This window comes from Ruegeria sp. S263 (assembly GCF_056780525.1).
In genome coordinates this window covers 2,880,452-2,904,735 of record NZ_CM165558.1, presented here as the reverse complement: position 1 = coordinate 2,904,735, position 24,284 = coordinate 2,880,452, and the positions used below count along the sequence as shown (strand labels likewise).

The following is a 24,284-nucleotide window of genomic DNA, read 5'->3' as shown; positions in this document are numbered from 1 at the left end:
AAGTCCATATACATTCATGAAACAAAGGACGAAATGCGCGGTTTTTTCGCGGAATGGAAGGATTTTCTGACATCCGGCAGAAATTACGACCGTGGTTCCAGCAATGGTCGGCAAAATGGTGCCAAAACGTGAATGTGTTCCTATGAGGAGGCACTTTCCAATAGGTCCGCCGCGCTTTGGACAGGTAGAGCGGGAATCGGTCGGGTCACACCGCGCAGCTGAAAGGACTTCATCCCGTTCAGATCGCCTTGGTACCCGGCAATCTTCAGCAAGTCGTCTGAGACAAGAAGTTCCACTTTCAATGCCTTTGTTTCGGCCTCCAACCGGCTGGCCACATTGACTGCATCGCCGATGATGGTGCGTGCGGCATTTCCCGCAGCACCGATTTCACCAAGAACTAAATCGCCCAGATGCAGGCCCATTCCGATGCGAATGCGCGGGCTTCCTTCGGCTTCCAGCTGCTGATTGAACCGCATGAGGGCGTGACTGACATCTGCCGCTGCCTTCAAACCCGCTTTTGCCGAACTTTCGGCATCAGGCGTTTCAAACACGGCCAGCAGCCCGTCGCCCATGTATTTATCAACCACACCCCCGTCAGCGGTGATGGCCGGAACGATGGCATCAAAAAACCGGTTCAGAAGAAAGACAATGTCGTAAGGCAACTGCCCCGTGGTCCGCGAGGTGAATCCCCGCATATCCAGAAATAACACGGCCAGTTTGCGTTCCTGACCCTGACTGGCATGTGCGCGCTGCCGCCCTCCGTCGGGGCGGAACATGCGAAAGGCCGTGATCGGTTCGGTCGGGCGTATCTGGCACGCCAACCGAGCACCATCGGGTGCGCTGACGGCTGCCAGACTGCGGGCTTCAACGTCACTGGGGGCCGGAAGTTTCTCGGCACCGTCTTCTACGATCACGCGACAAGTCGTGCAGCGTCCCTTGCCGCCACAAAGGGCGGTGTGGGGGATGCCGTTGGCCTGTGAGATTTCCAGCAGCGTCATGCCTTTCTCTGCCACGACTTCGGGGCCTTCGACGTATTTGACCCGCACAGAATGTCTGCGCCGCCAGAGTTTGCGACCAAGAAACACGGCAATGGACGTAGCCAGTGCAATCCAGAACGCCATCATTGCGTTGTCTTTTACACTGAAAAGGGCCTGAAACTCTTCGGGTGAGGGCCAGTTGTAATGTTCGATATATTGTTCGCGCAGTGAAGGATCAGCAAAATCGGTCCAAATCCTGCGACCCTCGGTCAGCAGGCCTGCAAGGGCAAAGGACGGAACAAAAACCGCCAACCCGATCAGATAGGGGGCTACGTTTGACCACCAACGGGTGAGGCGAAGCCACATATGCAGCCCGATGCAACTGTGAACCCAGACGACCAGTAACAGAAGGCCTTGCATGTAGATCGCGGAACTGGGCCACATCAGGGCGATAATATACCCCATCTCGTCGTTGACGTTGTATATCTCATGTGCATAGCGCGTGTGCACGATATGCGCGATCAATTGCAGCGGGATCAGCAAACCCAGTACCACTTGCAGGGCGGTGTTAAACGGCATTCGCAATGTGCGGCGTTGGCTAATGGAATACAGGGCAAGCCCGAAATGGGTGAACAAGGCCACGTACAGAACCGCGCTGCCGATGTCATGGCGTGTGACGGCGTGGCGACCGTCTTGCATATCGTGCAGATAATCGGTGTGGAATAGGCCCAGGCCAATATTGATGAAGTGAAAGAAAGCGAAGGCAAACAGGATTAAGCCGCTGCCAATCCGCAGCCGGGTTGCCCACCCGCCTTGCCAAAGAACGCTTTTCAATCAAGCCACCTGTATTCGCATTTCTTGCGCCCGAGTCTGGAGCGGCTGGGGCTATGGGTCAAGTTATGGTTGAGAATAGGATGGTTCCCACGGGGTTGCCTGAGCGTGGGCGCAAATAATGGCCTGGGAAAGATTGAACAGCACAATGTGGCTCAGCTCTGGGCGGGTCCGAGAGCTGTAGATCAAACCGTCAGCGTGTTTGGCACGAGCTTGGTCGGAATACCGCCATGTTGGTGAAAAGCCATGTTCTTTATGGATATCTTGCCAAACTATCGACGCTTTGTGCTGACCGCGCAGATCGATCAACCTTGCGCCCGATACTTCTGCCCTCTGCAATATTCTTGGTGGGTCGTTGGGCGAGACATATCGACGGATGGCAACACCCGCGCCTTCGGCGCTAAGAGAAGCGTAGAGAGCGATTTGCCCGGAATAATGAAAACGCCCCTCGGGTGCCTGAGCGGGAACCAAAGGGGCGCTAATTTGGGATAGAAACAGAATTCTCCAGACCGGGCCGGAGAACTCCATCATCACGTTACTCCTGCTCGGCCAAAAACCGTTCCGCATCCAATGCAGCCATACAGCCCATACCGGCGCTGGTAACAGCCTGGCGATAGATGTGGTCGGTCAGGTCACCCGCCGCGAAGACGCCCGGAACCGACGTTTCGGTCGAGCCCGGCTTGGTGACGACATACCCGCCCATATGGGTTTCCAGCGAGTCTTTGACCAACTCGTTCGCAGGCGCGTGGCCGATCGCAACAAAGACGCCTTTACACGGGATCTCGGTGACCTCGCCGGTCTTCACATTCTTGACGCGCACGCCTTCGACGCCCAACGGGGCATCCGTGCCGATGACTTCTTCAAGCTCGTGGAACCACAGCGGCTCGATCTTTTCGTGCTTCAGCAGCCGGTCCTGCAAGATTTTCTCGGCCCGCAATTCGTCGCGGCGGTGGATCAATGTCACTTTGCTGGCGAAGTTGGTCAGGAACAGCGCTTCTTCGACCGCAGTGTTGCCACCGCCGATCACCACGATTTCTTGTCCGCGATAGAAGAACCCGTCACAGGTTGCACAGGCGGATACGCCGAAACCCTTGAACTTTTCTTCCGACGGCAGGCCCAGCCACTTGGCACGGGCGCCCGTGGCAAGAATGACGGCATCGGCCGTATAAACTGTTCCGCTGTCACCCTTGGCGGTGAACGGACGTTTCGAGACGTCCAGATCATTGATGATGTCGCCGATGATTTCGCAACCCATCGCCTTGGCGTGGTCCTGCATGCGAACCATCAGATCGGGACCCTGAACTTCTGTATCGCCGGGCCAGTTCTCAACCTCGGTGGTGGTGGTCAACTGACCGCCGGGTTCAATGCCCTGAACCAGAATCGGCTCAAGCATCGCGCGGCTGGCGTAGACGCCCGCTGTATAACCGGCCGGTCCCGATCCGATGATCAGAACCTTCGTGTGACGTGTTTCGGCCATGGTACCCCCAACTCGATCTGCCTGTTTTGGGCGCTTGGCCCCTTGGCGAATGGATATAACGACCACAGTGCGGCGCTTAAAGCCCCTACCTGTCACACATCCGCTATGCGTTCAGCGAAAAGCGCCTAAAAAAAGAACACTGAAAATAAAGAAAATTGCGCATACGCGAAAGATTATTGCGCATCTTTGGGGTGCTGATATAACAACCGAAAATTCAGGAGCATTGAATGGTCGCGACACGGCTGGATGAGATTGACCGCAAGATTCTGGCGGAATTGCAGGCAGACGGTCGCATGACCAATGTCGAACTGGCAAAGCGAGTGGGAATTTCAGCCCCGCCCTGCCTAAGGCGTGTGCGCACGCTGGAAGATTCAGGGCTGATCCGTGGGTATCATGCCGAGGTGAACGCGCGCGAGTTGGGATTCGAAGTTCAGGTCTTTGCCATGGTCGGACTGGAAAGTCAGGCCGAATCCGAACTCAGTTCTTTTGAAGAACGCTGCCGCGACTGGCCTCTGGTGCGCGAGTGTCACATGCTGAATGGCGAGGTCGATTTCATCCTGAAATGCGTGGCCCCGGACCTAAGCAGTTTTCAGCAATTTCTAACAGGTGAACTTCTGACCACTCCGAACGTGGCAAGCGTGAAAACGTCGCTTGTGATCCGGGGCGCTAAGGACGAGCCCGGCGTACCTTTTGACGTGCTGGAAGAACGAATGAGCCGGATGGCTTGAACCGCGCGCGTTTATGCGCAGCACAACATGGCGGTAGAATCGCCGTGACGAGCAAGAACAGTGCCCAACCTAGTAAAATCTGCATAAAGCCCCCACTTTGCAGCAATATTTTTGTGTTTACGCTGTGATTGCGTCTACTTCTCCGTCACCGGCACGCGGCATCAACAGCGGGCCGAAATCGTTCAGCGAATCGACATGCGCAAACAGGTTCAGGTAGATTGACCGCAGCGAATGACTGATCATCCGAACTGCGTTGACCCCCGGGTGATAAGTTTCGAACTGTAGCCCATCAACCTTGATGACCGAGTGGCGTTTTAGGCAGATGTGAAACAGCTCGATCGGAGTGGGCGGAAGGGTTTCGATAACACTCATCCCGTCTTGAAATTCGTGGACCGGTGTCAAAATCGTTTCGTTGCCATGCAGGTGGCGCAGATGGGCCGGTGTCCCGACGATACGCGCGGCCGGACCCGCGATTACGCCAGACAAAGGTTTCTGCATCCCAAACGTGTCCGCCATGATGCGGGTCAAGGGGCGGGTGCGCCCGCGCGAGTCCTCGCGCCCTGGGACAAGAGTGACTGATCCTTTCCACAAAACAGTTTGCGAGGAACCGTCCTGCGTCAGAACGGTGTCACCGGGCAGCAGGTCTTCGATCGCCAAGGGACCCGTCTTTGTTTCAACCAGTGAACCGCGCGTAAATGCGCAGAATGCATCTTCAAACATCGGCAAAGCCGGTGCGATGTGCCGTGTCTGCGAAACGTCACCGTTTGGCATCAGCGAACTGACCTCATAGCGCCGCAGCTGCGCCTTGGGTTTGTTCGGCGATCTTGAGGCATCTTGCAGCATTGCCGAAGTATCAACGGCATTCCTGGCAGCCCGTGAGAGCGAATGTGGAATAGGCATAGTTATTCCGTCCCTTCTAGTACCCGCTCAGACGGAGTGACCTCTCGAAAGAGACCCGTCTGATTAGTCTTATTTTTTGTTTTGATTGAAAGGGCGACCCTAAGGCGGCGGTCGATTCGACGACGCGATGAAAAAATAATCCGCAGACCTTTGGCCAACATTTTGACCCCCCAAACAAACTCACACCAAAGCAGGCTGAAATTGCCGGCGCACACATGCCCCTGAACCTGACCGCTTTGAATACCTGCGGCAGGCCACACACCGGACCGGAGCACCCCTCCGGCGTGTTTCTTGGCCCTGGGGACCGGCAGCTTGGTACCCTGGGCATGTCGGTCAGCCTTGCTTTGCCAAACGGCGCGCAACTCTGACCGAGCGGCTGGAAACGTGTTTCCACGGCATCTCCAGCCCCTTCTCTTTGCTCGCCGCAACAACGGCGCTGAGAAAGCGAGATTTGATCTTCATTTTGTGTTCCTGCTCCTCGGGGGTTTGACACCCCGTTCCCTATGGTTAGCCAATGTGACGCCATATTGAGGCGCCGATAAGGCTGATCCGGGATCAATTCAGGACAAAATGAAGGTTGGCAGCTCCTCTTTCTTCATACTGTCTCGCACTGCTGGAGCATCGGCAGATAAGCACCTGAGAGCGGACAATAAAACTCAATTTGTTCCGACTCAGATAGACACAAAGAATGTGGCGAAAAAGCGGCGATATCGCCACAATTCGGTCTTGGTTTACAATTTGATTGCTGAAATCAGTCTGCCATAGTCGGCTTCTTTGGCGTGGGTCGCCCTGCGATAGGAATAAAATCTAACCGGATCGGAATAGGTGCAGTGCCGAGTCCACTCGGCTTGACCGATTCCCGCCTGTCGCAGCCTGTGAAGGCCAAATGCGGGCAGGTCGAACTGAAGCCTGTCGCCAGTGCCGTTCGCAAAAAACCGCAGGTTGTCTGGGGAATCCGCGACGAAATCGTCCAGAAACTCTGGACCCACCTCATAGGCTGTCTGCGAAATCGTCGGTCCGATCACTGCAATCGTATTTGTGCGACTTGCGCCCAATGCCTCCATCGCGTCGAGCGTGGCCTCCAACACGCCATCCAGCGCGCCTTTCCAGCCTGCATGGGCTGCGCCGATGACCTGTGCTTCGGGGTCGGCAAACAGAACTGGCTGACAATCCGCTGTCAGGATCGTGAGCGCCAGACCGGGCGTCGATGTTACCACCGCATCAGCCTTGGGCTTTTCCCCATTTATCGGTCCGTCGACCGACAGCACGGTTGGAGAATGGACCTGATGAACCCCAATCATTGCGTCGGGCGTAACTTCCATTGCGTCCGCAACCCGATTGCGGTTGATCGCTACGGCCTCGGTCTGATCCGAAGATCCATATCCACAGTTGAGCCCGGCGAATATGCCGGAAGACGCGCCTCCGCGACGGCTGAAGAACCCGTGGCGAACAGAGGACAGCATGTCCGAAGTCAGAATTTCCAGTGTCATGATTCCAGTCCCGGAGGGGGGGCGGCATAGGAAGGGTAGAGGCCCAGTACTTTGAACAGGTTTCCCATTTCATTCGGATGCGTCAACCTGCGATGTGCGGAAACCAGTTTATCAAGCTCGACCCCGCTGAGAGTCGCAGAAAGCTTCTGCGCGCGCGCAGTTATTCCCAGCCGCTCCAGAAATACCCCCTGAGGCGTCAGGCGCGTGTGGGCACATCCGGCGGCGCGTGTGGCGGTGGCCAGCGGCTCGAAATCGACATGGGCGGTCAGATCAGCCTGTCCCGGTGCCTGCAAAGGGTCTGCCCGCTGATGCTTGCGAACGGCCTGCAAGGTATCGCCCAGCGAATGCCAGTCGCCATAATCAACAATCAGCCCGGCTCCGCCTTGCGTCGCGATCCGGCCTGCCAAAACGGTGATAATTGGAATTGCGGATGGGCAGAGTTCGACGAGATCACCATCTTGTGTATCGTCCAGCCGATCCATCAGTGCCACCTGAGATGCCTGTGCCCCCAGACCATACGTCAGTGATTCGCCTTCACGCCCGACCAGACGCTCGCGCCATCCATCGCCGTCGCGTAGGAATTGACGTATGGGGAGGGCGTCGAAGAATTCGTTCGCGACCACAAACAGCGGTGCATCGGGCAGGTCGGCAACCGTTTCGATCCAGCGTGGCGTGTATCCCTTCAGGGTATCCGACTGGATTTGTCGAAGGATCGGGGAAGCCTCCAGCAAGGTGACTTCCGCGGCGTCGTGGAAGCCCTCAATGTTTCGGGTTGTGCGCAGAATGTCGGCCATCAACGTGCCGCGCCCCGGACCCAGCTCGGCAAGCGCAAAGCGGTTGGGGTGACCCTGATCTATCCAGGCTTGCGCCAACGACAAACCGATCAGTTCGCCAAACATCTGACTGATTTCCGGCGCTGTGATGAAATCGCCCAGAGTACCCAGAGGGTCGCGGGTGGAGTAATATCCCTGAGTTGGATGCAGCAGGCATTCGGTCATGTAGTCGGCCACGCTCATCGGGCCGTCTTGCGCGATGCGCGCAAGTAGGTGATCGGTCAGAGTCATCGAACAGATCGCGCACGCAGCGCGAACCACAAGCCAAGTGCGATCATGGGGATTGACAGCAACTGACCCATTGTCAGCCCATAGCCGCCGATATGCCACGCCAGCCCCAGCGGATTACCGGGCGAGATGAATTGTGCGTCCGGCTGCCGGAAAAACTCGACAATAAATCGCGAGGCACCATAACCGGCCAGGAAAACCCCCATGATCAAACCGGGTGTCTTGAACGCACCGCGCCGATAGGCCAGCCACAACAGTACCGCCCCCAGCAGCACCCCTTCCAGCGCCGCTTCATAGAGTTGCGATGGGTGCCGCGCGCACATGCCAGCAAGTACGCCGGGGCAATCCTGCGCGGCCGCACCGGGGAAAATGACGGCCCAGGGCAGCTCGCTCGGGCGTCCCCATAATTCCGCGTTTACAAAGTTTGCCAACCGCCCCAGCAACAACCCCGGCGGAACCGCGTGTGCGATAAGGTCGGCCAAGGACAATACCGGAACCTTGTGGCGACGCGCATACAGATAAGAGGCAACGACCACTCCGAGCAGTCCGCCGTGAAAGGCCATTCCGCCCTGCCAGACTTTTAGAATGTCCTGCGGGTTCGCCAAGTAATAAGCGGGTTGGTAAAACAACACGAAACCCAGCCGACCCCCCAGAATGACGCCGAGAATAATCCATGTGAGCAGGTCTTCCAGTTGCGCGGGCTTCATGGGTGGGGTCGATTCTGGCCAAAGGGCAGGCCGCCGCAGCGCCATTGCACCCAAGCGCCACGCGATCAGAATACCTGCAATATAAGCCAGTGCGTACCAGCGCAGCGCGAACTCCATCCCGAAGAGTGAGATTGAGAACAGCTCGGGCGACAGATCGGGGAAATTCAGAACAGCCTGCATGTGCGTCTCATTGCCCGTGCTTTATGGGGCAAGTCAACCTTGAGCCTGACGCAAACTTTACCCATATAGGGATCAACCGCGATTTCGGAGAAAAGCCATGCAGACCCGCAACAAGATTCTGGACGACGTATCCCAATTGATGACCAACGCCATGGGCGTAGCACAGGGTGCGCGGGAAGAGGCCGAAAATGCGATGAAGTCGATGATCGACCGCTGGCTGGCGGATCGGGATTTCGTGACGCGCGAGGAATTCGACGCGGTCCGTGCGATGGCCCAAAAAGCGCGCGAAGAGAATACCGCGCTGGAAGAACGCATCGCAGCGCTTGAGGCGAAACTGGACAAGTAACGTCCGAATCCAAATTTTCGATGCAAGAGAAACGCCGCGCGATCCGGGTAGGGATTGTGCGGTGTTGTGCATCTTGCCGCCTTGCAGAATTTAATCAAGACAAAGCTGCACGCGACGCCAATATTTTGATCGCCGTGACCGTTCGTCCACAACTTATTGCTGTTATCCCCAATAAATAGGGTTGCCAGACGGGTACTGGCAGCGCACCATATTTAGTACAGGCCCACGGGGGAAGCCCGGCTTGTAGAGCAGGCAACTAGCGCTGGGGCGCTGCCAGCCCCAAAATGCTAGAGATTAGTGAGGTGGCATTATGGCCCTTTCCGAGCAGTTTCTCGAAGAAGATCTTCATCCAATAGATATTGTTGAACACCTGGCTGAGCACCACGACTGGGACTTTGACCGGATCGGGGATGACCAGATCGCCATGGCTGTCGAAGGGCAGTGGCGTACCTACTCAATCACGCTGGCCTGGTCGAACTATGACGAAACCCTGCGCATGGTGTGTTCGTTTGAAATGGACCCGCCGTCCGAGCGTGAGTCCGAGTTGTACGAATTGCTGAACAAGATGAATGATCAGTGCTGGGCGGGTGCCTTTACCTATTGGGCCAACCAGAAACTGATGGTTTATCGCTACGGTCTTGTTCTTGCTGGCGGACAGATGGCCAGTCCCGAGCAAATCGACACGATGATCACTGCAGCCGTCCTGAGCGCCGAGCGGTATTACCCCGCGATCCAGTTGGTCACATGGGGCAACCGCGATCCCGAAGACGCGATGCAGGTCGCCATTGCAGAGGCCTACGGGCGCGCGTAAAGCTTTGCCCCGAACCGACAAGTAAGGGGGAGGGGCAATCATGGATATGTCACGCGTCGCCGAACAGGGGCTGGTGCTTCTGGGTTGCGGCAAGATGGGATCGGCCATGCTCGCTGGATGGTTGGAGCATGGCCTTCCTGCGTCATCGGTCTGGGTTGTGGACCCGTATCCATCGGACTGGTTGAAGGCGCAGGGCGTCAATATCAACACACCGCTGCCCGAAGCCCCCGCTGTGGTGCTGGTGGCTGTCAAACCGCAGATGATGGGCGAGGCCCTGCCTGCGATCAAGGCGCTGGGCGGCGGCGGCAGCCTGTTTATCTCGGTCGCGGCGGGGACGTCGATTGCCACCTTCGAAGCCGTTTTGGGCACGGACACGCCGATCGTGCGCGCGATGCCAAACACACCCGCAGCGATCCGACAGGGGATCACAGCTTTGATCGGGAATTTTGTCGCATCGAATGACGATGTCGCACTGGCCGAAGACCTGTTGTCAGCCATTGGCGAGACCGTCCGATTGGATGACGAATCTCAGATGGACGCAGTAACGGGCCTTAGCGGTTCAGGCCCGGCCTATGTCTTTCACTTGATTGAAACGCTGGCCGCTGCGGGTCAGGCGCAGGGCTTGCCGCACGATCTGGCAATGAAACTGGCTAAGTCGACTGTGGCCGGGGCTGGTGCGCTGGCGATGGCCGCCGATGACGACCCCTCGCAATTGCGGATCAACGTGACCTCTCCCAACGGTACGACCCAGGCCGCGCTTGAGGTGTTGATGCACGAAGAAGAAGGCTTCCCCGATCTGCTGCACCGTGCCGTGAAAGCCGCTACCGACCGATCCAAGGAGCTTTCTCGTGAATGAGATTTCATTTGACGATTTCCTCAAGGTCGACATCCGCGTCGGCAAAGTCGTTCGTGCCGAATCGTACCCCGAGGCGCGCAAGCCTGCGATCAAGATGTGGATCGACTTCGGCGATGAAATTGGTGAGCGTAAGACATCGGCCCAGATCACCGCGCATTACGACCCGGCCACGCTGGTGGGTAAACAGGTGATGGCTGTGGTGAACTTCCCCCCGCGCCAAATAGGTCGCTTTATGTCCGAAGTGCTTGTGTTGGGTCTTCCTGATGAAAGTGGCGAGATCGTTCTGATCGGCCCTGATGGTGACGTTCCTGTTGGCGGGCGGATGCACTGATGAGACTACTTGTTGCCCGCCCTATGACAGCAGCAGTCACAGCCCGCGCGCGGGCAGAGTTTGATGTCGAGTTTCGCGAAGATACATTACCGATGACGCGGGATGAGATGCTGCGTGCGTTGACCGAATTCGATGTGGTGGTCCCGACTTTGGGCGATCTTTTTTCGGAACAGGTATTCGCACTGGTGCCCAACCCCCGATGCAAATTGCTGGCAAATTTCGGAGTTGGGTATAATCACATCGACGTGGATGCGGCGCGGGCCGCAGGCGTTGCCGTGACGAACACACCGGGCGCCGTCACGGATGCAACCGCTGACATAGCGATGACCTTGCTGCTTTCTACAGCCCGGCGTGCGGGGGAAGGGGAACGGCAGGTCCGGGCTGGCACTTGGCAGGGATGGCATCCGACGCAGATGCTGGGCCACCACGTGACGGGCAAACGTGTTGGGATCGTTGGTATGGGGCGCATCGGTCAAGCTATCGCCCGTCGGTGTCATTTCGGGTTTGGAATGCAGGTCTTTTATCAATCCCGCAGCAAGAAAGAGATCGACTTTCCGGCGGAATATGTTCCTGACCTGAAAGAGCTGGGTGCTCGGGTCGATTTCCTGATCCTGGCAGTCCCTGGCGGTGCGGAAACCCGTCACCTGATCAACGCGCAGATACTAGAAGCTATGAACCCGTCGGCCCTTCTGATCAATATCGCGCGCGGAGAAGTCGTGGACGAATCTGCATTGATTGCCGCGCTGCGTGCCGGCCAGATCGCCGGAGCGGGATTGGACGTCTATGAGTTTGAGCCCGCGGTCCCGCAAGCCCTACTCGACATGGAGAACGTGACACTGTTGCCCCATCTGGGCACCGCGACCGAAGAAGTGCGCAGCGATATGGGGAATATGGCCCTGGACAATGTGGCCGCCTTTATCGACGGACGCCCACTGCCGAACCCGGTCTAAGTGCCCACAGCCTCACGCCAGTGTTTGCGGCATAGCGAGACGTAAGTTTCGTTCCCGCCAATCTGCACCTGCGCGCCTTCGGTGATGGTGTTTCCGTTTTCGTCCTGACGAATCACCATCGTCGCCTTGCGCCCGCATTCGCATATGGTGCGGACCTCACGCATTTCGTCAGCCAATGCCAACAACGCAGCCGAGCCTGGAAATAGACGGCCCTGAAAATCCACGCGCAGCCCGTAAGCAAGCACTGGCACTTTCAGGTCGTCTACGGCGCGCGCCAGTTGCCAAACTTGATCTTCGGTCAGAAATTGGGCTTCGTCGACAAACACGCAGGCGACTTTATCTTTGGCCAATCGCCCTTCGATCATTGCGAAAACATCGTCTTGAGCCGTGAACGTGTCGGCGTCCGACGATATTCCGATTCGGGATGCAATCTTGCCCACACCTGCACGTCCGTCCAACGCGGCGGTCATCAAATAGGTATCCATGCCCCGCTCGCGATAGTTGTGCGAGGCTTGCAACAGGACGGTCGATTTGCCTGCGTTCATTGTAGAATAATTGAAGTACAGCTTTGCCATGGTCCCGGGTCTAAAACGCCTGAACGGTGCGGACAAGCCATCATATGTCGCAGTAGAAGCGACGCCGCCGTTGTTGCTGTCAGGGCCGAGCATAGGCTCAATGGGGATGGATACCCGAACGACAACAACAGCGACGTCGTCGGCCAACATGCGGCCTAAACAAAGCAGGGCATTCAAAAATTACCCCACAATCACTCGTACTCGGCAAGAACTGCCGCCACTCACTCACAAAACCCCCGCATATCTGAGGGATAGCCAATATATGCCATTTGAATTATGACTCGGTTATGGGAAATTTCTTTTCCCTTTCCCCCGCAACGAAGAATACACTGGGGAGGCAGGCAGCAGAGGGTGGAGCATGGCGGATATTGGGGCTTATCTGAAAAAGCATACCGAAGCGTTGGTTAAGGATGTCGGAATCGAAGCAGCGTGCGAGATTACCGGAAAATCCAAGGCGACGCTTGGGCGTTATTATTCTGACAACGCTGAACATGCCGACCGCTTTATGCCCGTCGACGCCGTTGCCCGTCTGGAGGGAGTTGCCAATTTTCCGCACGTCACCTCGGCCTTGGCGGATCTGAAAAATATCACGCTGTCCTATGATGGACGAAACAGTGAAACACCGCGCACGGGCGGGGTGAATTCTGACGTGATTGCGTTGAGCCAGCGCTTTGCGATGCTGATGACCGAGTATCAAGCCGCGATTGAAGATGGCATCATTACGGTCAACGAAGCAAAACGGCTGCTGAAAGAAACCAGCCTGCTGCAACAGGTTCTGATCGAAATGAAGCTGCACCTAGAAGAAGAAAGCGTGAGCTGACGCCACCACCGGCCCCTGTCGGGCCGGGGCCAATCCAAAGCTTTCAGTCAGGGAGTCCGGTTTGCCAGGATGAGTGCCTTATCCGTGGCGCTTCACAATCACCGACCCAACTGAATACCCCGCCCCGAATGAGCAGATCAGGCCGACTTCGCCTTCTGCAAAATCATCGGAGTATTTTGAAAACGCGATGATCGACCCAGCCGAAGACGTGTTGGCGTAGTCCTGCAAAATGTTGGGCTGTTCCTCGGGTGCCGGTTGCCGTCCCATCACTTTCTTACCGATGAAATCGTTCATGGTCTTGTTCGCCTGATGCAACCACAGGCGCTTTAGGTCTTCGCTGCTGACGCCCTCGGATTCCATGTGGTCTGCGATGTGTTTGCTGACCATCGGCAAGACCTCTTTGAACACCTTCCGGCCGTTCTGCATGAACTGCATGTCACGGCGATCCTCAAGTCCGGCAGGTCGGGTGCGGCGCAGAAATCCGTTGTTGTTTCGGATGTTATTGGAAAACTCGGTTGCGCAACGTGTCGAGAGTATTTCGAAATGCGGGCCATCCGCGTCATCGATCCTTTCGATCAAGGTCGCTGTTGCGACGTCGCCAAAGATAAAATGACAATCACGGTCTCGCCATTCCAAATGCCCCGTGCAAATCTCGGGGTTCACCACCAGCGCGCTTTTGACTGAACCCGACCGAACCATGTCGGCGGCGGCCTGAATGCCGAACGTCGCCGAAGAACAGGCGACGTTCATGTCAAACCCAAAACCGTTTATGCCCAGTGCTTGCTGTATCTCGATCGCGATCGCGGGATAGGCGCGCTCGTGGTTCGAAGCTGCGCAGATGACCAGATCGACATCTTCTGCGGTGCGCCCGGCCTGTGCCAATGCTTTCTTGCAGGCGTCTACAGCCATCTCGGTCATGATGCCCGGCTCGTCATCGCTGCGCTGACGCATAAGGGGGTGCATGACGTCAGGGTCCAGAACGCCGCTTTTGTCCATCACGTAGCGGTTTTCGATACCAGAGGCTTTCAGGATGAACTCTTCCGACGAATGTTGCATAGGCTCCATCTCGCCTGCGGCAATCGCGTCTGCGTTCTTGGCGTTCATCTTGTCGGCATAGGCATTGAACGCGGTGACAAGTTCGGCGTTCGTGATGACATTCTCTGGCGTGAAAACACCGGTGCCGGTGATAGCTGGCGTGTACATGATCATCCCTGGATATCTCGAATTTGCCCAAAATGCAGTCAACTTGGGGTTAGTTCAAGGTAGATTGACCTAAGGGAATATCAAAGTTGGGGATTTAATCAGCTTCACTTGTTGAATATTTCATTTTTCGAAGTATACGGCGAAGACGAAATCTGAAATGGATTCGACCAATGACCTTAGACGACAGTGAGCTGGTAAAGCGCCTTAGCCCTGAAATGCAGGCAATGATGGGGGTCTATGCTCTCTACTGGAAGTTGCAGGAAAGCCTGGATCTCATCGACGTAGAGGTAAGCCAGCAGGAATGCCACATGCTGATCAAGCTGGATCAACCTAAACGTATGGGCATCTTGGCGGCGGATATGCTGACGGTTCCTTCAACCATCACCTCAACGGCTGACGCACTTGAGGCGGCGGGATATCTGACGCGTCAGCGCGACCCCGAGGATCGCCGCGCGTGGCTGTTGGTTTTGTCGGACAAGGGTCTGGAAATGCGCCAGGAAATTTTAGCCGAGGCCGGTGCTTTGTTTAACCGGGCCTCTGGATTGAACGATGCCGAAACCGCCGAGTTTGCGCGGCTGGCCCGGAAAATCCGGGAAAACATCTTAAAAACGGGAATACCCGAGGGAATGACGAAATGAAGCTTTTCTCTGTTCTAAGCCTTGCTCTGAGCGTTCTGGCAGCCCCCTTGGCGGCACAGGAAGCTGTAAAGCCGGTTAAGCTCATGGTTGCAAAGGAAACAAGCCCGGGGTTTTCGCGTCAGTTTTTCGGGCGGGTGGCAGCGCGCCAGACGGTTGATCTGGCGTTTCAGGTGGCCGGGCAGATCGTCGAGCTTCCCGTGACGCAGGGCTTCGTTATCCCGAAGGATGGGTTGATCGCCCAATTGGATCAGGAACCGTTCCAGCGTCGGTATGACCGCGCGGTGCTGCAAAAGGATCAGGCAGATCGCACTTTGGCTCGTTTGTCGCGCTTGCGGGGGACAGCAGCTAGTCAGGTGGCGGTGGATGACGCGGAAACCGCCGCGCAGCTTGCCGAAATTGCAGTACGCGATGCGCAGTACGATCTGGAACAGGCCACTTTGACCGCGCCGTTTGATGCTTTGGTATCAAGTCGGGCGGTCGAGTCCTTTACCACCGTATCGGCGGGCACTCCGATTGTGCGCATTCACGACATGTCCGAATTACGGATCGAAGTCGATGTGCCTGAAATTCTGTTCCAGCGCTCTGGGCAGCAGGATGACATCGAAATCACCGCCAAGTTCCCCGTCAGTGACGAGGTCTTCCCGTTGCAGATTCGCGAGTTTGACGCGGAATCGTCAAGTGTGGGGCAGACTTTCCGCATCCAGTTCGGTCTTACCCCGCCGGAAGGATTGCAGATTCTGCCCGGCTCTTCGGTGACGGTAAACGTGCAGGTGCAAGATCAGCGCACTGGCATCATTGTCCCGTCGACGGCCATTGTCGCTGATGCGGAAGGGGAACTGGGCATCATGGTGTTTTCACCTGCCGGGGCAGATGAAGGCACTGTTCGTCGGGTTGCGGTCACGATCGAACCCACTGAATCAGGTGATGTTCGTGTTCTGACGGGCCTGAACAATGGCGATGAGATCGTGGTTGCCGGAGGCGGCGCCCTAACCGACGGGCAGGCGGTGCGCCGCTTTGTCGGATTTGCGAACTGAGGGGCAAGGGATGAACATCGCACGCGCTTCCATCGACCGCCCGATCTACACATGGCTGATCATCTTGATCGCCTTGTTTGGCGGTATTTGGGGATTCTTGTCGCTTGGTCGGCTTGAAGATCCTGCATTTACAATCAAGAACGCGGTCATCTCGACGCAATATCCCGGTGCCACGGCTGAACAGGTGGCGCTGGAAGTATCTGAGCCGTTGGAATCCGCCATTCAGCAGATGGGCGAGGTCGACACTATCACCTCGATCAACCAGCCCGGATTTTCGCTGATCGAGGTTGAGATCAAATCCACCTATGACGGCACCGAATTGCCCGAGGTCTGGACCAAACTGCGTGCAAAAATGCGCGATGCCGCCCGCCATCTTCCCCCGGGTGTTGGGCAACCGTTGGTCAACGACGGTTTTGGAGATGTGTTCGGTTTGTTCTATGCCGTGACTGCGGATGGATTCTCAGACGCGGAAAAGCACGAGCTTTCAACATTTTTACGGCGCGAATTGCTAACAGTAGAAGGCGTGGCCGATGTTGAGGTGATGGGGCTGCCGGAAGAGGCTATTTTCGTCGAACCCGATCTGGCGATCACGGTGAACCAGAATGTTCCTATTCAGGCGGTCAACGAAGCAATCGCCAACGCGGATTCCGTCAACGCATCGGGGTCCGTGCGGTCAGAGGACGAGCGCACGACTATTCTGACAGCAGAAGGGTCTGACAGCGTTTCGGCCATCGCCGGGCTGTCGGTGGGGTCACAGGGGCAGGTGATCAATCTGTTCGACATGTCCGACGTATATCGTGGACGTCAAACTGATCCTGATGTCATCATCCGCTTTGACGGAGCCGAGGCCTTTACGCTGGGCATTGCTGGCCTGTCGTCGGAGAATATTGTCGAGGTCGGCAAGCGGGCCGACGCCAAGTTCGCCGAGCTGGATTCTCAGGTACCCTTCGGCGTCGAAATCCAGCCGATCTATCAGCAGCATGTCGTGGTTGAACAAGCCTCGAACGACTTTCTCGTGAACCTTGCGCTTTCTGTGACCATCGTGGTTGCAGTGCTGGCACTGTTTATGGGTTGGCGTGCGGCGATTGTCGTCGGTTCGACCTTATTGCTGACGGTTGTCGGGACGCTTTTGTTCATGTCGATTTTTTCGATCGAGATGGAGAGGATTTCGCTTGGCGCACTGATCATTGCCATGGGGATGTTGGTGGACAATGCCATCGTGGTCGCCGAGGGTATGCAGATCGCGATGTTGCGGGGTAAGAACTCACGCGATGCTGCGGACGAGGCTGCCTCTAAGACACTGATCCCGCTGTTGGGCGCGACGATCATTGGTATCATGGCCTTTGCCGGTATCGGTCTCAGCCCTGATGCGACGGGCGAATTCCTGTTCTCGCTGTTTGCCGTGATCGGCATCTCGCTACTGCTGAGCTGGGTGTTGGCGCTGACCGTAACGCCGCTGCTGGGCCACTACTTTTTCAAGCAGGGCAAAGAGGGTGCGGTGGATGCTTATGGCGGGATCATGTTCCGTTTCTACGGCGCTATCCTGCGCTGGGCGCTGCGGTTCCGCTGGCTGGTGATCGCTGGATTGATCGGGGTGACCGTTGCCTGTTATGCGGGCTTCGGTCTGGTCAAACAGCAGTTCTTTCCCGACTCGAACACGCCACTATTCTTCGTTCATTACAAATTGCCTCAGGGCACGCCAATCTCGCGCACTGCGCAGGACATGGCTGTCTTCGAAGACTGGCTGGCCGAACGGGAAGACGTGGTCTCGGTCACGACTTTTGTCGGGCAGGGCGCGACCCGATTCCTGCTGACCTATTCAGCGGAAAAGCCTAATCCCAGCTACGGTCATCTGATCATCCGTACAAAAACGCTGGACGACATTCCGCCGCTGCAGGCGGAACTCGAAACCTTCGGAACGGCCCAGTTCCCCGAGGGTGAATTCCGGACCCGGCGTCTGGTATTCGGTCCCGGTGGAGGAGATCCCATTCAGGCGCGCTTCTCGGGCAGTGATCCGGCCGTATTGCGGCAGCTTGCGGATGAGGCCGTCTTGCTGATGCGAGAAGCGTCGGACAACGTCCTGAATGTGCACCACGACTGGCGCGAGAAAGAACTGGCGGTGCAGCCGATCTATGCAACCGAACGGGCGCAGACAGCAGGGGTCACGCGAGAGGATATTGCCGCCACGCTGCAATTCTCGACGGATGGGATATCTGGCGGCATGTTGCGCGAACGCGATCGCCTGATCCCGATTATTCTGCGGCGACCAGCCGACGGGGATTATTCAATCGTTGATCAGGTCGTATTCTCGGATCAGTCCGAAAAGTTCGTTCCCATCGAGCAAATGGTTGATGGGTTTGAATACAAAGCCCTGAACACACTGGTGCATAGACGCGACAGGGTGCTGACCATCACGGTAGGGGCGGATATTCCGTCTGACCTGACGGCGGCACAAGTGCATTCGGAAGTGCGAAGCGCCATAGAATCCATGGACCTTCCGCCAGGATATCGCATGGAATGGGGCGGTGAGTTTGAGAATGCGGGTGACGCGAATGAAAGCCTTGGCCGTCAGTTGCCTTTGAGCCTGCTGATCATGATCTTGATCTCGGTTCTGATATTCAACGCCATTCGTCAGCCGATCATAATCTGGTTGCTTGTGCCCATGTCGGTCAACGGTGTTGTCATCGGCCTGTTGGGAACCGGTCTGCCCTTCACCTTTACCGCCCTTCTGGGGCTGCTCAGCCTGTCGGGTATGTTGATCAAGAACGGGATCGTTCTGGTCGAGGAAATCGACCTTGTGCGCGAAACCGGCAAGGGGCTGCGCGAGTCGATCATCGAAGCTTCGGTCTCGCGTCTGCGGCCGGTGATGCTGGCGGCGATTACTACCATTCTGGGGATGGCGCCGCTGTTGACGGATGCGTTCTTCAAGTCGATGGCGGTGACGATCATGGGGGGGCTGGCCTTTGCCACGATCCTGACCATGGTGGCGGCTCCGGTGTTCTATATGGTGTTCTTCCTGCCTGAGTACCGGCGGAAATCAGCGCCGCAGCCTGTTGTTTGAACGAAAAACCCCCGGTCACTGACCGGGGGTTTTTCTTTATTCTGGTGCGGGGTGGCGGGGTCAGCCTTGCAGCGATTTGACCTCGACATCGCCTTCGGCCTGCGCCTTGATTGCCAAAGCTGCTGCATGGCTGGCGGCCGCTGTGGTGAAATAGGGGATCTTGTCATAGAGCGCGATGGAGCGGATAGACTTGCTGTCTTCGACCGCCTGCGCGCCTTCGGTGGTGTTCATCAGCAACTGCACCTGACCGTCTTTCAGCATGTCCGCCACGTCGGGGCGACCTTCATAGACCTTATTGACCACGTCGCAGGCCACGCCCTGTTCTGCCAGCCATGACTGCGTGCCGCGGGTTGCGACCAGCGAGAAGCCCTGTTCGGTCAGTACCTGCGCTGCCTCAAGCATTGCGGGCGTCTTGTCGGCATCCTTGATCGAGATAAATGCCCGGCCCTCGGACGGCAGCACCATACCGGCCCCCATCTGCGCCTTGAGGAAGGCGCGCGGGAAGTCGCGGTCCCAGCCCATAACCTCACCAGTCGATCGCATTTCGGGGCCAAGGATCGTATCGACGCCGGGGAAGCGGGCGAAGGGCAGCACTGCCTCTTTCACCGAGAACCACGGCATGTCCGGGTCGGCCAGTGTCATCTGGTCCGCAATCTTGGTGTCCTGACCCTCTTTGTACGCCGGGCGCATCGGGAAGCTTGCCAGTTTTTCACCAGCCATGATGCGCGCGGCGATAGACGCAATCGCGCTGTCGGTGGCTTTGGCGACGAATGGCACGGTGCGCGAGGCGCGAGGGTTCACTTCGATCAGGTAGATCTCGCCGTCCTTGATCGCGAACTGCACGTTCATCAGGCCGACGACGTTCAGCGCCTTGGCCAGTTTGAACGCCTGATCCTTGATCTGGTCGAGGATATCCTTGGACAGCGAGTAGGGCGGCAGCGAACAGGCCGAGTCGCCCGAATGCACGCCCGCTTCCTCGATATGCTGCATGATGCCCGCAACGTGCACGTCGGTGCCATCACACAGCGCATCGACGTCCAGCTCAACCGCACCCGCCAGATAGCTGTCCAGCAGAACGGGGCTGTCGCCCGAGACCACAACGGCCTCGTTGATATAGCGCTTAAGCTGCTCCATATCGCGCACGATTTCCATCGCGCGACCACCCAGAACGTATGAGGGGCGGATCACCAGCGGGAAACCGATTTCGTCCGCGATCTCCAACGCCTGTTCGTCGGTCGAGGCAATGCCGTTCTTGGGCTGTTTCAGACCCAGATCGTTGACCAGCGACTGGAACCGTTCGCGGTCTTCAGCGAGGTCAATCGCATCCGGCGTGGTGCCGAGGATCGGAATGCCTTCGGCCTCCAGCGCGTTGGCCAGTTTCAGCGGGGTCTGTCCGCCGAACTGAACGATGACGCCGTGCAGCGTGCCGTTTTCCTGCTCTTTCGTCAGGATTTCCATGACGTGTTCAAAGGTCAGCGGCTCGAAATACAGGCGGTCCGAGGTGTCATAGTCGGTGCTGACGGTCTCGGGGTTGCAGTTGACCATGATGGTCTCATACCCCTGTTCGGTCAGTGCGAAACAGGCGTGGCAGCAGCAATAATCGAACTCGATCCCCTGACCGATCCGGTTGGGGCCGCCGCCCAGAATGACAACCTTTTTTCGGTCACTCGGGCGTGCCTCACATTCGACCTCGCCCATCATCGGGGCCTCGTAGGTCGAGTACATATAAGGCGTTTGCGCCTCGAACTCGGCGGCACAGGTGTCGATGCGTTTGAACACAGCGTTGACGCCCAGATTACGGCGGGCGCGGCGGACGTTATCCTCATTCCGACCAGTCAGGTTGCCCAAACGCGCGTCGGTGAAGCCCAGCATTTTCAGCTTGCGGATGCCATCTTCGGTCACCGGTAGGCCATCCGCGCGGACCTGACGCTCGGCGTCGATGATCTCGCGGATGCGGGCCAGGAACCACGGGTCAAACTTGGTGACACCGAAGATTTCATCATCGGTCAAACCATGACGCATCGCCTGCGCGATGGTGCGCAGGCGGTCGGGTGTCTGCTGGCTGATAGCCTTGATGACGGCGGCCTTGTCGTCCGCTTCGTCCCACAGACCCACGTTCAGGCCGGGGATTTCAATTTCATCAAACCCGGTCAGGCCCGATTCCATCGAGGCCAGCGCCTTTTGCATCGATTCGTGGATCGTGCGGCCGATGGACATCGCCTCACCCACCGATTTCATTGCGGTGGTCAGGTAGGGTTCCGAGCCGGGAAATTTCTCGAACGCGAATTTCGGAATCTTGGTGACGACATAGTCAATGGTCGGCTCGAACGAGGCGGGCGTGACCTTGGTGATGTCGTTGTCCAACTCATCCAGAGTATAGCCCACGGCCAGCTTGGCCGCGATCTTGGCAATCGGGAAGCCGGTCGCCTTGGAGGCCAGCGCGGACGAGCGAGACACACGGGGGTTCATCTCGATCACAACCATGCGGCCATCGACGGGGTTGATCGCCCATTGCACGTTCGATCCGCCGGTCTCAACCCCGATCTCGCGCAGCACGGCAATCGAGTGGTTGCGCATGATCTGGTATTCTTTGTCAGTCAGCGTCAGCGCCGGGGCCACGGTGATCGAGTCACCCGTATGCACACCCATTGGGTCGACGTTTTCGATGGAACACACGATGATGGCGTTGTCGGCAGTGTCGCGCACCACCTCCATCTCGTATTCTTTCCAACCCAGCAGGCTTTCGTCGATCAGGATCTGACCCACGGGAGATGCATCCATGCCTGTACGGCAGATATGAATGTAATCCTCGCGGTTATAAGCCACGCCGCCGCCAGTGCCGCCCAGTGTAAAGGCGGGTCGAATGATGGCGGGCAGACCAACCGTTTCCAGCGTTTCCAGTGCCAGCGCAACACCAGCCTCAAGGTCTTTCTTGCCATCCGCATCTTTGGGGGCGGTGACAATCTCGGCCTTGGGGTTTTCGATGCCCAGCCGGTCCATCGCCTCGCGGAACAGGGCGCGGTCTTCGGCCATCTCGATGGCGTCGCGCTTGGCGCCGATCATCTCGACGCCGAACTTGTCCAGCACGCCCATCTCTTCCAAGGCAAGCGAGGTGTTCAGCCCAGTCTGCCCGCCCATGGTAGGCAGCAGCGCGTCAGGGCGCTCTTTCTCGATGATCTTGGCGACAACTTCGGGGGTGATCGGCTCAATGTAAGTCGCATCCGCTAGCCCGGGATCGGTCATGATCGTGGCCGGGTTTGAGTTCACCAGAATAACCCGGTACCCTTCTTCCCGCAGCGCTTTACACGCTTGCGCACCGGAATAGTCGAATTCGCAGGCCTGACCAATAACAATGGGGCCGGCCCCGATGATCATGATCGACTGGATGTCGGTTCTTTTGGGCATGGCCATGCTCCTTCGATTGTTCGCGAGTCAGGGCACCCCCCGAGCGCCCAAATTGTCCTGCGTTATAGGGACCGCGCGAAAAGGTTCAAGGGGTATCGGAAACGGGGGCAAAATTGCCGCTTTCCCCTCTTTCCCTTAGCGCCGTATTCTCTATACCGCGCAGCACGGCAAATGAGGATGCACTTGCGTATTCGTTTTGATCAGGGCCCGGCCGGGCAGGGGACAACGTTCGACCGGCCAACAGACGTGATCCGCGCTGATACTGCGGACGAGGTGCCCCAGGCTTTGGCGGCGCTGGATGGCGCGCGCATGGGTGGGGCGTGGCTGGCAGGCTATGCCAGTTACGAACTGGGCTATGCGCTAGAGCCGCGCCTTGCGGACCGGATGCCCCAAGGTCGACGTTTGCCGCTGCTGTGTTTCGGGGTGTATGACACACCGCGCTCTACCGATCTGCCCGCCAATCGGGGCGGAATGACAGGGTTTGAACCACGCTGGGACGAGGCACGATACACGCGCGCGTTCCAACAGGTGCACGATGCTATCGGTGCAGGCGATATCTATCAGGCAAACCTGACCTTTCCGATTGATTTGACGGTCGAGGGCGACAGCGCCGACGTATATGCTGCGCTTACCGAGGGGCAGTCTGTGGGCCATGGCGCGCTTGTGCAGCAGGACGGCTTGCCCGACTTGCTTAGCCGCTCACCCGAGTTGTTCTTTCGCACGGATGCCGATCGGATGATCGAGACCCGGCCGATGAAAGGCACCCAGCCGCGCAGCGAGGATTTGGCAGAAGACGCCCGACGCCGTGATTTTCTGTCGCGTGACGACAAGAACCGTGCCGAAAACCTGATGATCGTCGACTTGCTGCGCAACGATATCAGCCGCGTGGCGATGCCCGGCTCGGTCAAGGTGCCCGAATTGTTCAAGGTCGAGACTTACGCGACCGTGCATCAGATGATCTCACTCGTGCAGGCGCAACTGCATCTCGGGGCCGAGTTGTCGGATATTTTGATGGCCCTGTTCCCCTGCGGCTCGATCACCGGCGCGCCCAAAATCCGCGCGATGGAGATTCTGTCTGACCTCGAGCCTTGGCCGCGCGACATCTATTGCGGCGCGATTGGCTGGGCCGCGCCGGATGGGCGGTCGGAATTCAACGTGGCAATCCGCACGTTGATGGTTGAGGGTGGCAAAGCGACCTTAAACGTAGGGGGAGGCGTCGTTTGGGACAGCACCGCTCCGTCAGAATATGAGGAGGCGCTATGGAAAGCCCGCTTCGCCCGCCAGATGACCCTGACTTCCGTTTAATCGAAACGCTGGCCTTCCGGCCGGGACAAGGGTTTGTGCGACGGGATCGCCATTTGGCCCGTATGGCGCGATCGGCCGCCGCTTTTGGTATTCCATTCGACGGTGTGTATGCAGTTGAAATGCTTGATAAGGTCGTTGGCGAGTCACCGCTGCGCTGCCGGTTAACTCTGGCCGCAGACGGGCAGTTGGAGGTGACCACCGGTGCACTGGCCGACAATCCACCTGTTTGGGAGGTAGCTGTTGCCGAGCCTCGTTTGTGCGCGTCCGATATCTGGTTGCAGCACAAAACCACACAGCGCGTGGTTTACGACGCCGCCCGCGCGGCCTTGCCCATCGGGGTCGATGAACTGCTCTTCCTGAACGAACGTGACGAGCTGTGTGAAGGCACCATCACCAACCTGTTTGTCGATATGCCCGACGGCCGTCGCCTGACGCCCGCACTGTCCAGTGGCGTGCTGCCGGGCATCCTGCGCGAAGAATTGCTGGGTAATAAACAGGTTACCGAAGCCACCCTGACCTTGACCGAACTGAAAAGCGCAACAAAGTTCTATATGGGCAATTCGTTGCGTGGTCTGATCCGGGCGGAGTTGGCATAACC

General features: G+C 57.6%; 23 protein-coding genes. 12 read left to right on the top strand and 11 right to left on the bottom strand.

The window, feature by feature from the left end; all coding sequences use genetic code 11:
• Nucleotides 1-140 precede the first annotated feature (140 nt).
• The 3 genes from ACT2B1_RS14480 to trxB form a co-directional block, all read right to left on the bottom strand.
• The gene (locus ACT2B1_RS14480) at nt 141-1,811 is read right to left on the bottom strand and encodes an adenylate/guanylate cyclase domain-containing protein (RefSeq protein ID WP_481667997.1); all 1,671 of its coding nucleotides are present in this window, start codon (nt 1,809-1,811) and stop codon (nt 141-143) included.
• Nucleotides 1,812-1,874: 63 nt separating this feature from the next.
• Nucleotides 1,875-2,339 (bottom strand): RES family NAD+ phosphorylase, encoded by a 465-nt coding sequence (locus ACT2B1_RS14475; protein WP_171239605.1) that lies wholly within the window; start codon nt 2,337-2,339, stop codon nt 1,875-1,877.
• A 4-nt stretch (nt 2,340-2,343) separates the two neighbouring features.
• Entirely contained in the window at nt 2,344-3,285 is a 942-nt protein-coding gene (trxB, locus tag ACT2B1_RS14470; protein WP_171120255.1) for a thioredoxin-disulfide reductase, read from the bottom strand.
• 227 nt (nt 3,286-3,512) lie between these two features.
• Here trxB and ACT2B1_RS14465 point away from each other — a divergent pair, with 227 nt between their 5' ends.
• Nucleotides 3,513-4,013 (top strand): Lrp/AsnC family transcriptional regulator, encoded by a 501-nt coding sequence (locus ACT2B1_RS14465; RefSeq protein ID WP_171239606.1) that lies wholly within the window; start codon nt 3,513-3,515, stop codon nt 4,011-4,013.
• A 117-nt stretch (nt 4,014-4,130) separates the two neighbouring features.
• Here ACT2B1_RS14465 and ACT2B1_RS14460 read toward each other — a convergent pair whose 3' ends face one another.
• The 5 genes from ACT2B1_RS14460 to lgt all read right to left on the bottom strand — a co-directional run bounded on the left by ACT2B1_RS14460 (nt 4,131) and on the right by lgt (nt 8,351).
• On the bottom strand, nt 4,131-4,913 hold the full coding sequence (locus tag ACT2B1_RS14460; RefSeq protein ID WP_171122240.1) for a Hint domain-containing protein: 783 nt from the start codon (nt 4,911-4,913) through the stop codon (nt 4,131-4,133).
• A gap of 333 nt (nt 4,914-5,246) precedes the next feature.
• Nucleotides 5,247-5,375 carry a hypothetical protein gene (locus ACT2B1_RS14455; protein ID WP_255431604.1) on the bottom strand — a complete coding sequence of 43 codons (129 nt, stop codon included), beginning with the start codon at nt 5,373-5,375 and terminating at the stop codon, nt 5,247-5,249.
• A gap of 269 nt (nt 5,376-5,644) precedes the next feature.
• Nucleotides 5,645-6,403: a peptidoglycan editing factor PgeF gene (gene pgeF / locus ACT2B1_RS14450; protein ID WP_171239607.1), complete on the bottom strand. Its 759-nt coding sequence runs from the start codon at nt 6,401-6,403 to the stop codon at nt 5,645-5,647.
• On the bottom strand, nt 6,400-7,467 hold the full coding sequence (locus ACT2B1_RS14445) for a class I SAM-dependent methyltransferase (RefSeq protein ID WP_171239608.1): 1,068 nt from the start codon (nt 7,465-7,467) through the stop codon (nt 6,400-6,402). The genes pgeF and ACT2B1_RS14445 overlap by 4 nt, the downstream gene beginning before the upstream one ends.
• Entirely contained in the window at nt 7,464-8,351 is an 888-nt protein-coding gene (lgt, locus tag ACT2B1_RS14440; protein WP_171239609.1) for a prolipoprotein diacylglyceryl transferase, read from the bottom strand. The genes ACT2B1_RS14445 and lgt overlap by 4 nt, the downstream gene beginning before the upstream one ends.
• Before the next feature lie 97 nt (nt 8,352-8,448).
• Between lgt and ACT2B1_RS14435 the strand changes: the two genes are divergently transcribed.
• From ACT2B1_RS14435 to ACT2B1_RS14415, 5 genes are all read left to right on the top strand, one after another.
• Nucleotides 8,449-8,697 (top strand): accessory factor UbiK family protein, encoded by a 249-nt coding sequence (locus tag ACT2B1_RS14435; protein ID WP_170548257.1) that lies wholly within the window; start codon nt 8,449-8,451, stop codon nt 8,695-8,697.
• Nucleotides 8,698-9,007: 310 nt separating this feature from the next.
• Nucleotides 9,008-9,508 carry a type III secretion system chaperone family protein gene (locus tag ACT2B1_RS14430; protein ID WP_170753355.1) on the top strand — a complete coding sequence of 167 codons (501 nt, stop codon included), beginning with the start codon at nt 9,008-9,010 and terminating at the stop codon, nt 9,506-9,508.
• 40 nt (nt 9,509-9,548) lie between these two features.
• The gene (gene proC, locus ACT2B1_RS14425) at nt 9,549-10,364 is read left to right on the top strand and encodes a pyrroline-5-carboxylate reductase (protein ID WP_171120269.1); all 816 of its coding nucleotides are present in this window, start codon (nt 9,549-9,551) and stop codon (nt 10,362-10,364) included.
• Nucleotides 10,357-10,695 carry a tRNA-binding protein gene (locus tag ACT2B1_RS14420; RefSeq protein WP_171120270.1) on the top strand — a complete coding sequence of 113 codons (339 nt, stop codon included), beginning with the start codon at nt 10,357-10,359 and terminating at the stop codon, nt 10,693-10,695. Before proC ends, ACT2B1_RS14420 begins: the two co-directional genes overlap by 8 nt.
• A complete protein-coding gene (locus ACT2B1_RS14415) occupies nt 10,695-11,645 on the top strand; it encodes a 2-hydroxyacid dehydrogenase (RefSeq protein ID WP_171239611.1) in 951 nt (316 codons plus the stop codon). Before ACT2B1_RS14420 ends, ACT2B1_RS14415 begins: the two co-directional genes overlap by 1 nt.
• Here ACT2B1_RS14415 and ACT2B1_RS14410 read toward each other — a convergent pair.
• Entirely contained in the window at nt 11,642-12,220 is a 579-nt protein-coding gene (locus ACT2B1_RS14410) for a thymidine kinase (protein ID WP_171239785.1), read from the bottom strand. The two genes, ACT2B1_RS14415 and ACT2B1_RS14410, sit on opposite strands and share 4 nt — an antisense overlap.
• A 358-nt stretch (nt 12,221-12,578) precedes the next feature.
• Between ACT2B1_RS14410 and ACT2B1_RS14405 the strand changes: the two genes are divergently transcribed.
• A complete protein-coding gene (locus tag ACT2B1_RS14405; RefSeq protein WP_171120274.1) occupies nt 12,579-13,040 on the top strand; it encodes a hypothetical protein in 462 nt (153 codons plus the stop codon).
• Nucleotides 13,041-13,118: 78 nt separating this feature from the next.
• Here ACT2B1_RS14405 and ACT2B1_RS14400 read toward each other — a convergent pair whose 3' ends face one another.
• Nucleotides 13,119-14,243 carry a beta-ketoacyl-ACP synthase III gene (locus ACT2B1_RS14400; protein WP_171239612.1) on the bottom strand — a complete coding sequence of 375 codons (1,125 nt, stop codon included), beginning with the start codon at nt 14,241-14,243 and terminating at the stop codon, nt 13,119-13,121.
• A gap of 170 nt (nt 14,244-14,413) precedes the next feature.
• Here ACT2B1_RS14400 and ACT2B1_RS14395 point away from each other — a divergent pair, with 170 nt between their 5' ends.
• Genes ACT2B1_RS14395 through ACT2B1_RS14385 form a run of 3 tightly spaced genes read left to right on the top strand, consistent with a single transcriptional unit; the run spans nt 14,414 to nt 18,976 of the window.
• Nucleotides 14,414-14,881: a MarR family winged helix-turn-helix transcriptional regulator gene (locus ACT2B1_RS14395; RefSeq protein WP_171122254.1), complete on the top strand. Its 468-nt coding sequence runs from the start codon at nt 14,414-14,416 to the stop codon at nt 14,879-14,881.
• Nucleotides 14,878-15,915 (top strand): efflux RND transporter periplasmic adaptor subunit, encoded by a 1,038-nt coding sequence (locus ACT2B1_RS14390; protein WP_171239614.1) that lies wholly within the window; start codon nt 14,878-14,880, stop codon nt 15,913-15,915. Before ACT2B1_RS14395 ends, ACT2B1_RS14390 begins: the two co-directional genes overlap by 4 nt.
• Nucleotides 15,916-15,925: 10 nt before the next feature.
• Nucleotides 15,926-18,976, top strand: coding sequence for an efflux RND transporter permease subunit (locus ACT2B1_RS14385; protein WP_481667996.1), 3,051 nt, complete (start codon nt 15,926-15,928; stop codon nt 18,974-18,976).
• 60 nt (nt 18,977-19,036) lie between these two features.
• On the opposite strand, the gene carB is transcribed toward ACT2B1_RS14385, so the two are convergent.
• Nucleotides 19,037-22,381 (bottom strand): carbamoyl-phosphate synthase large subunit, encoded by a 3,345-nt coding sequence (gene carB / locus ACT2B1_RS14380; RefSeq protein ID WP_481667995.1) that lies wholly within the window; start codon nt 22,379-22,381, stop codon nt 19,037-19,039.
• Nucleotides 22,382-22,558: 177 nt separating this feature from the next.
• On the opposite strand from carB, the gene ACT2B1_RS14375 reads away from it, so the two are divergent.
• Complete coding sequence (locus tag ACT2B1_RS14375) at nt 22,559-23,686, top strand: aminodeoxychorismate synthase component I (protein ID WP_171239617.1); 1,128 nt, start codon at nt 22,559-22,561, stop codon at nt 23,684-23,686.
• Nucleotides 23,641-24,282 carry an aminotransferase class IV family protein gene (locus ACT2B1_RS14370; RefSeq protein WP_171120288.1) on the top strand — a complete coding sequence of 214 codons (642 nt, stop codon included), beginning with the start codon at nt 23,641-23,643 and terminating at the stop codon, nt 24,280-24,282. The genes ACT2B1_RS14375 and ACT2B1_RS14370 overlap by 46 nt, the downstream gene beginning before the upstream one ends.
• The last annotated feature ends 2 nt before the right edge of the window (nt 24,283-24,284 follow it).

What these genes read in the sequence shown, in the direction of transcription:
- ACT2B1_RS14475 (WP_171239605.1), bottom strand. Translation starts at nt 2,339, where the DNA reads ATGATGGAGTTCTCCGGCCCGGTCTGGAGAATTCTGTTTCTATCCCAA.
- trxB (WP_171120255.1), bottom strand. Translation starts at nt 3,285, where the DNA reads ATGGCCGAAACACGTCACACGAAGGTTCTGATCATCGGATCGGGACCG.
- ACT2B1_RS14465 (WP_171239606.1), top strand. Translation starts at nt 3,513, where the DNA reads ATGGTCGCGACACGGCTGGATGAGATTGACCGCAAGATTCTGGCGGAA.
- ACT2B1_RS14460 (WP_171122240.1), bottom strand. Translation starts at nt 4,913, where the DNA reads ATGCCTATTCCACATTCGCTCTCACGGGCTGCCAGGAATGCCGTTGAT.
- ACT2B1_RS14455 (WP_255431604.1), bottom strand. Translation starts at nt 5,375, where the DNA reads ATGAAGATCAAATCTCGCTTTCTCAGCGCCGTTGTTGCGGCGAGCAAA.
- pgeF (WP_171239607.1), bottom strand. Translation starts at nt 6,403, where the DNA reads ATGACACTGGAAATTCTGACTTCGGACATGCTGTCCTCTGTTCGCCAC.
- ACT2B1_RS14445 (WP_171239608.1), bottom strand. Translation starts at nt 7,467, where the DNA reads ATGACTCTGACCGATCACCTACTTGCGCGCATCGCGCAAGACGGCCCG.
- lgt (WP_171239609.1), bottom strand. Translation starts at nt 8,351, where the DNA reads ATGCAGGCTGTTCTGAATTTCCCCGATCTGTCGCCCGAGCTGTTCTCA.
- ACT2B1_RS14435 (WP_170548257.1), top strand. Translation starts at nt 8,449, where the DNA reads ATGCAGACCCGCAACAAGATTCTGGACGACGTATCCCAATTGATGACC.
- ACT2B1_RS14430 (WP_170753355.1), top strand. Translation starts at nt 9,008, where the DNA reads ATGGCCCTTTCCGAGCAGTTTCTCGAAGAAGATCTTCATCCAATAGAT.
- proC (WP_171120269.1), top strand. Translation starts at nt 9,549, where the DNA reads ATGGATATGTCACGCGTCGCCGAACAGGGGCTGGTGCTTCTGGGTTGC.
- ACT2B1_RS14415 (WP_171239611.1), top strand. Translation starts at nt 10,695, where the DNA reads ATGAGACTACTTGTTGCCCGCCCTATGACAGCAGCAGTCACAGCCCGC.
- ACT2B1_RS14410 (WP_171239785.1), bottom strand. Translation starts at nt 12,220, where the DNA reads ATGGCAAAGCTGTACTTCAATTATTCTACAATGAACGCAGGCAAATCG.
- ACT2B1_RS14405 (WP_171120274.1), top strand. Translation starts at nt 12,579, where the DNA reads ATGGCGGATATTGGGGCTTATCTGAAAAAGCATACCGAAGCGTTGGTT.
- ACT2B1_RS14400 (WP_171239612.1), bottom strand. Translation starts at nt 14,243, where the DNA reads ATGTACACGCCAGCTATCACCGGCACCGGTGTTTTCACGCCAGAGAAT.
- ACT2B1_RS14395 (WP_171122254.1), top strand. Translation starts at nt 14,414, where the DNA reads ATGACCTTAGACGACAGTGAGCTGGTAAAGCGCCTTAGCCCTGAAATG.
- ACT2B1_RS14390 (WP_171239614.1), top strand. Translation starts at nt 14,878, where the DNA reads ATGAAGCTTTTCTCTGTTCTAAGCCTTGCTCTGAGCGTTCTGGCAGCC.
- ACT2B1_RS14385 (WP_481667996.1), top strand. Translation starts at nt 15,926, where the DNA reads ATGAACATCGCACGCGCTTCCATCGACCGCCCGATCTACACATGGCTG.
- carB (WP_481667995.1), bottom strand. Translation starts at nt 22,381, where the DNA reads ATGCCCAAAAGAACCGACATCCAGTCGATCATGATCATCGGGGCCGGC.
- ACT2B1_RS14375 (WP_171239617.1), top strand. Translation starts at nt 22,559, where the DNA reads ATGCACTTGCGTATTCGTTTTGATCAGGGCCCGGCCGGGCAGGGGACA.
- ACT2B1_RS14370 (WP_171120288.1), top strand. Translation starts at nt 23,641, where the DNA reads ATGGAAAGCCCGCTTCGCCCGCCAGATGACCCTGACTTCCGTTTAATC.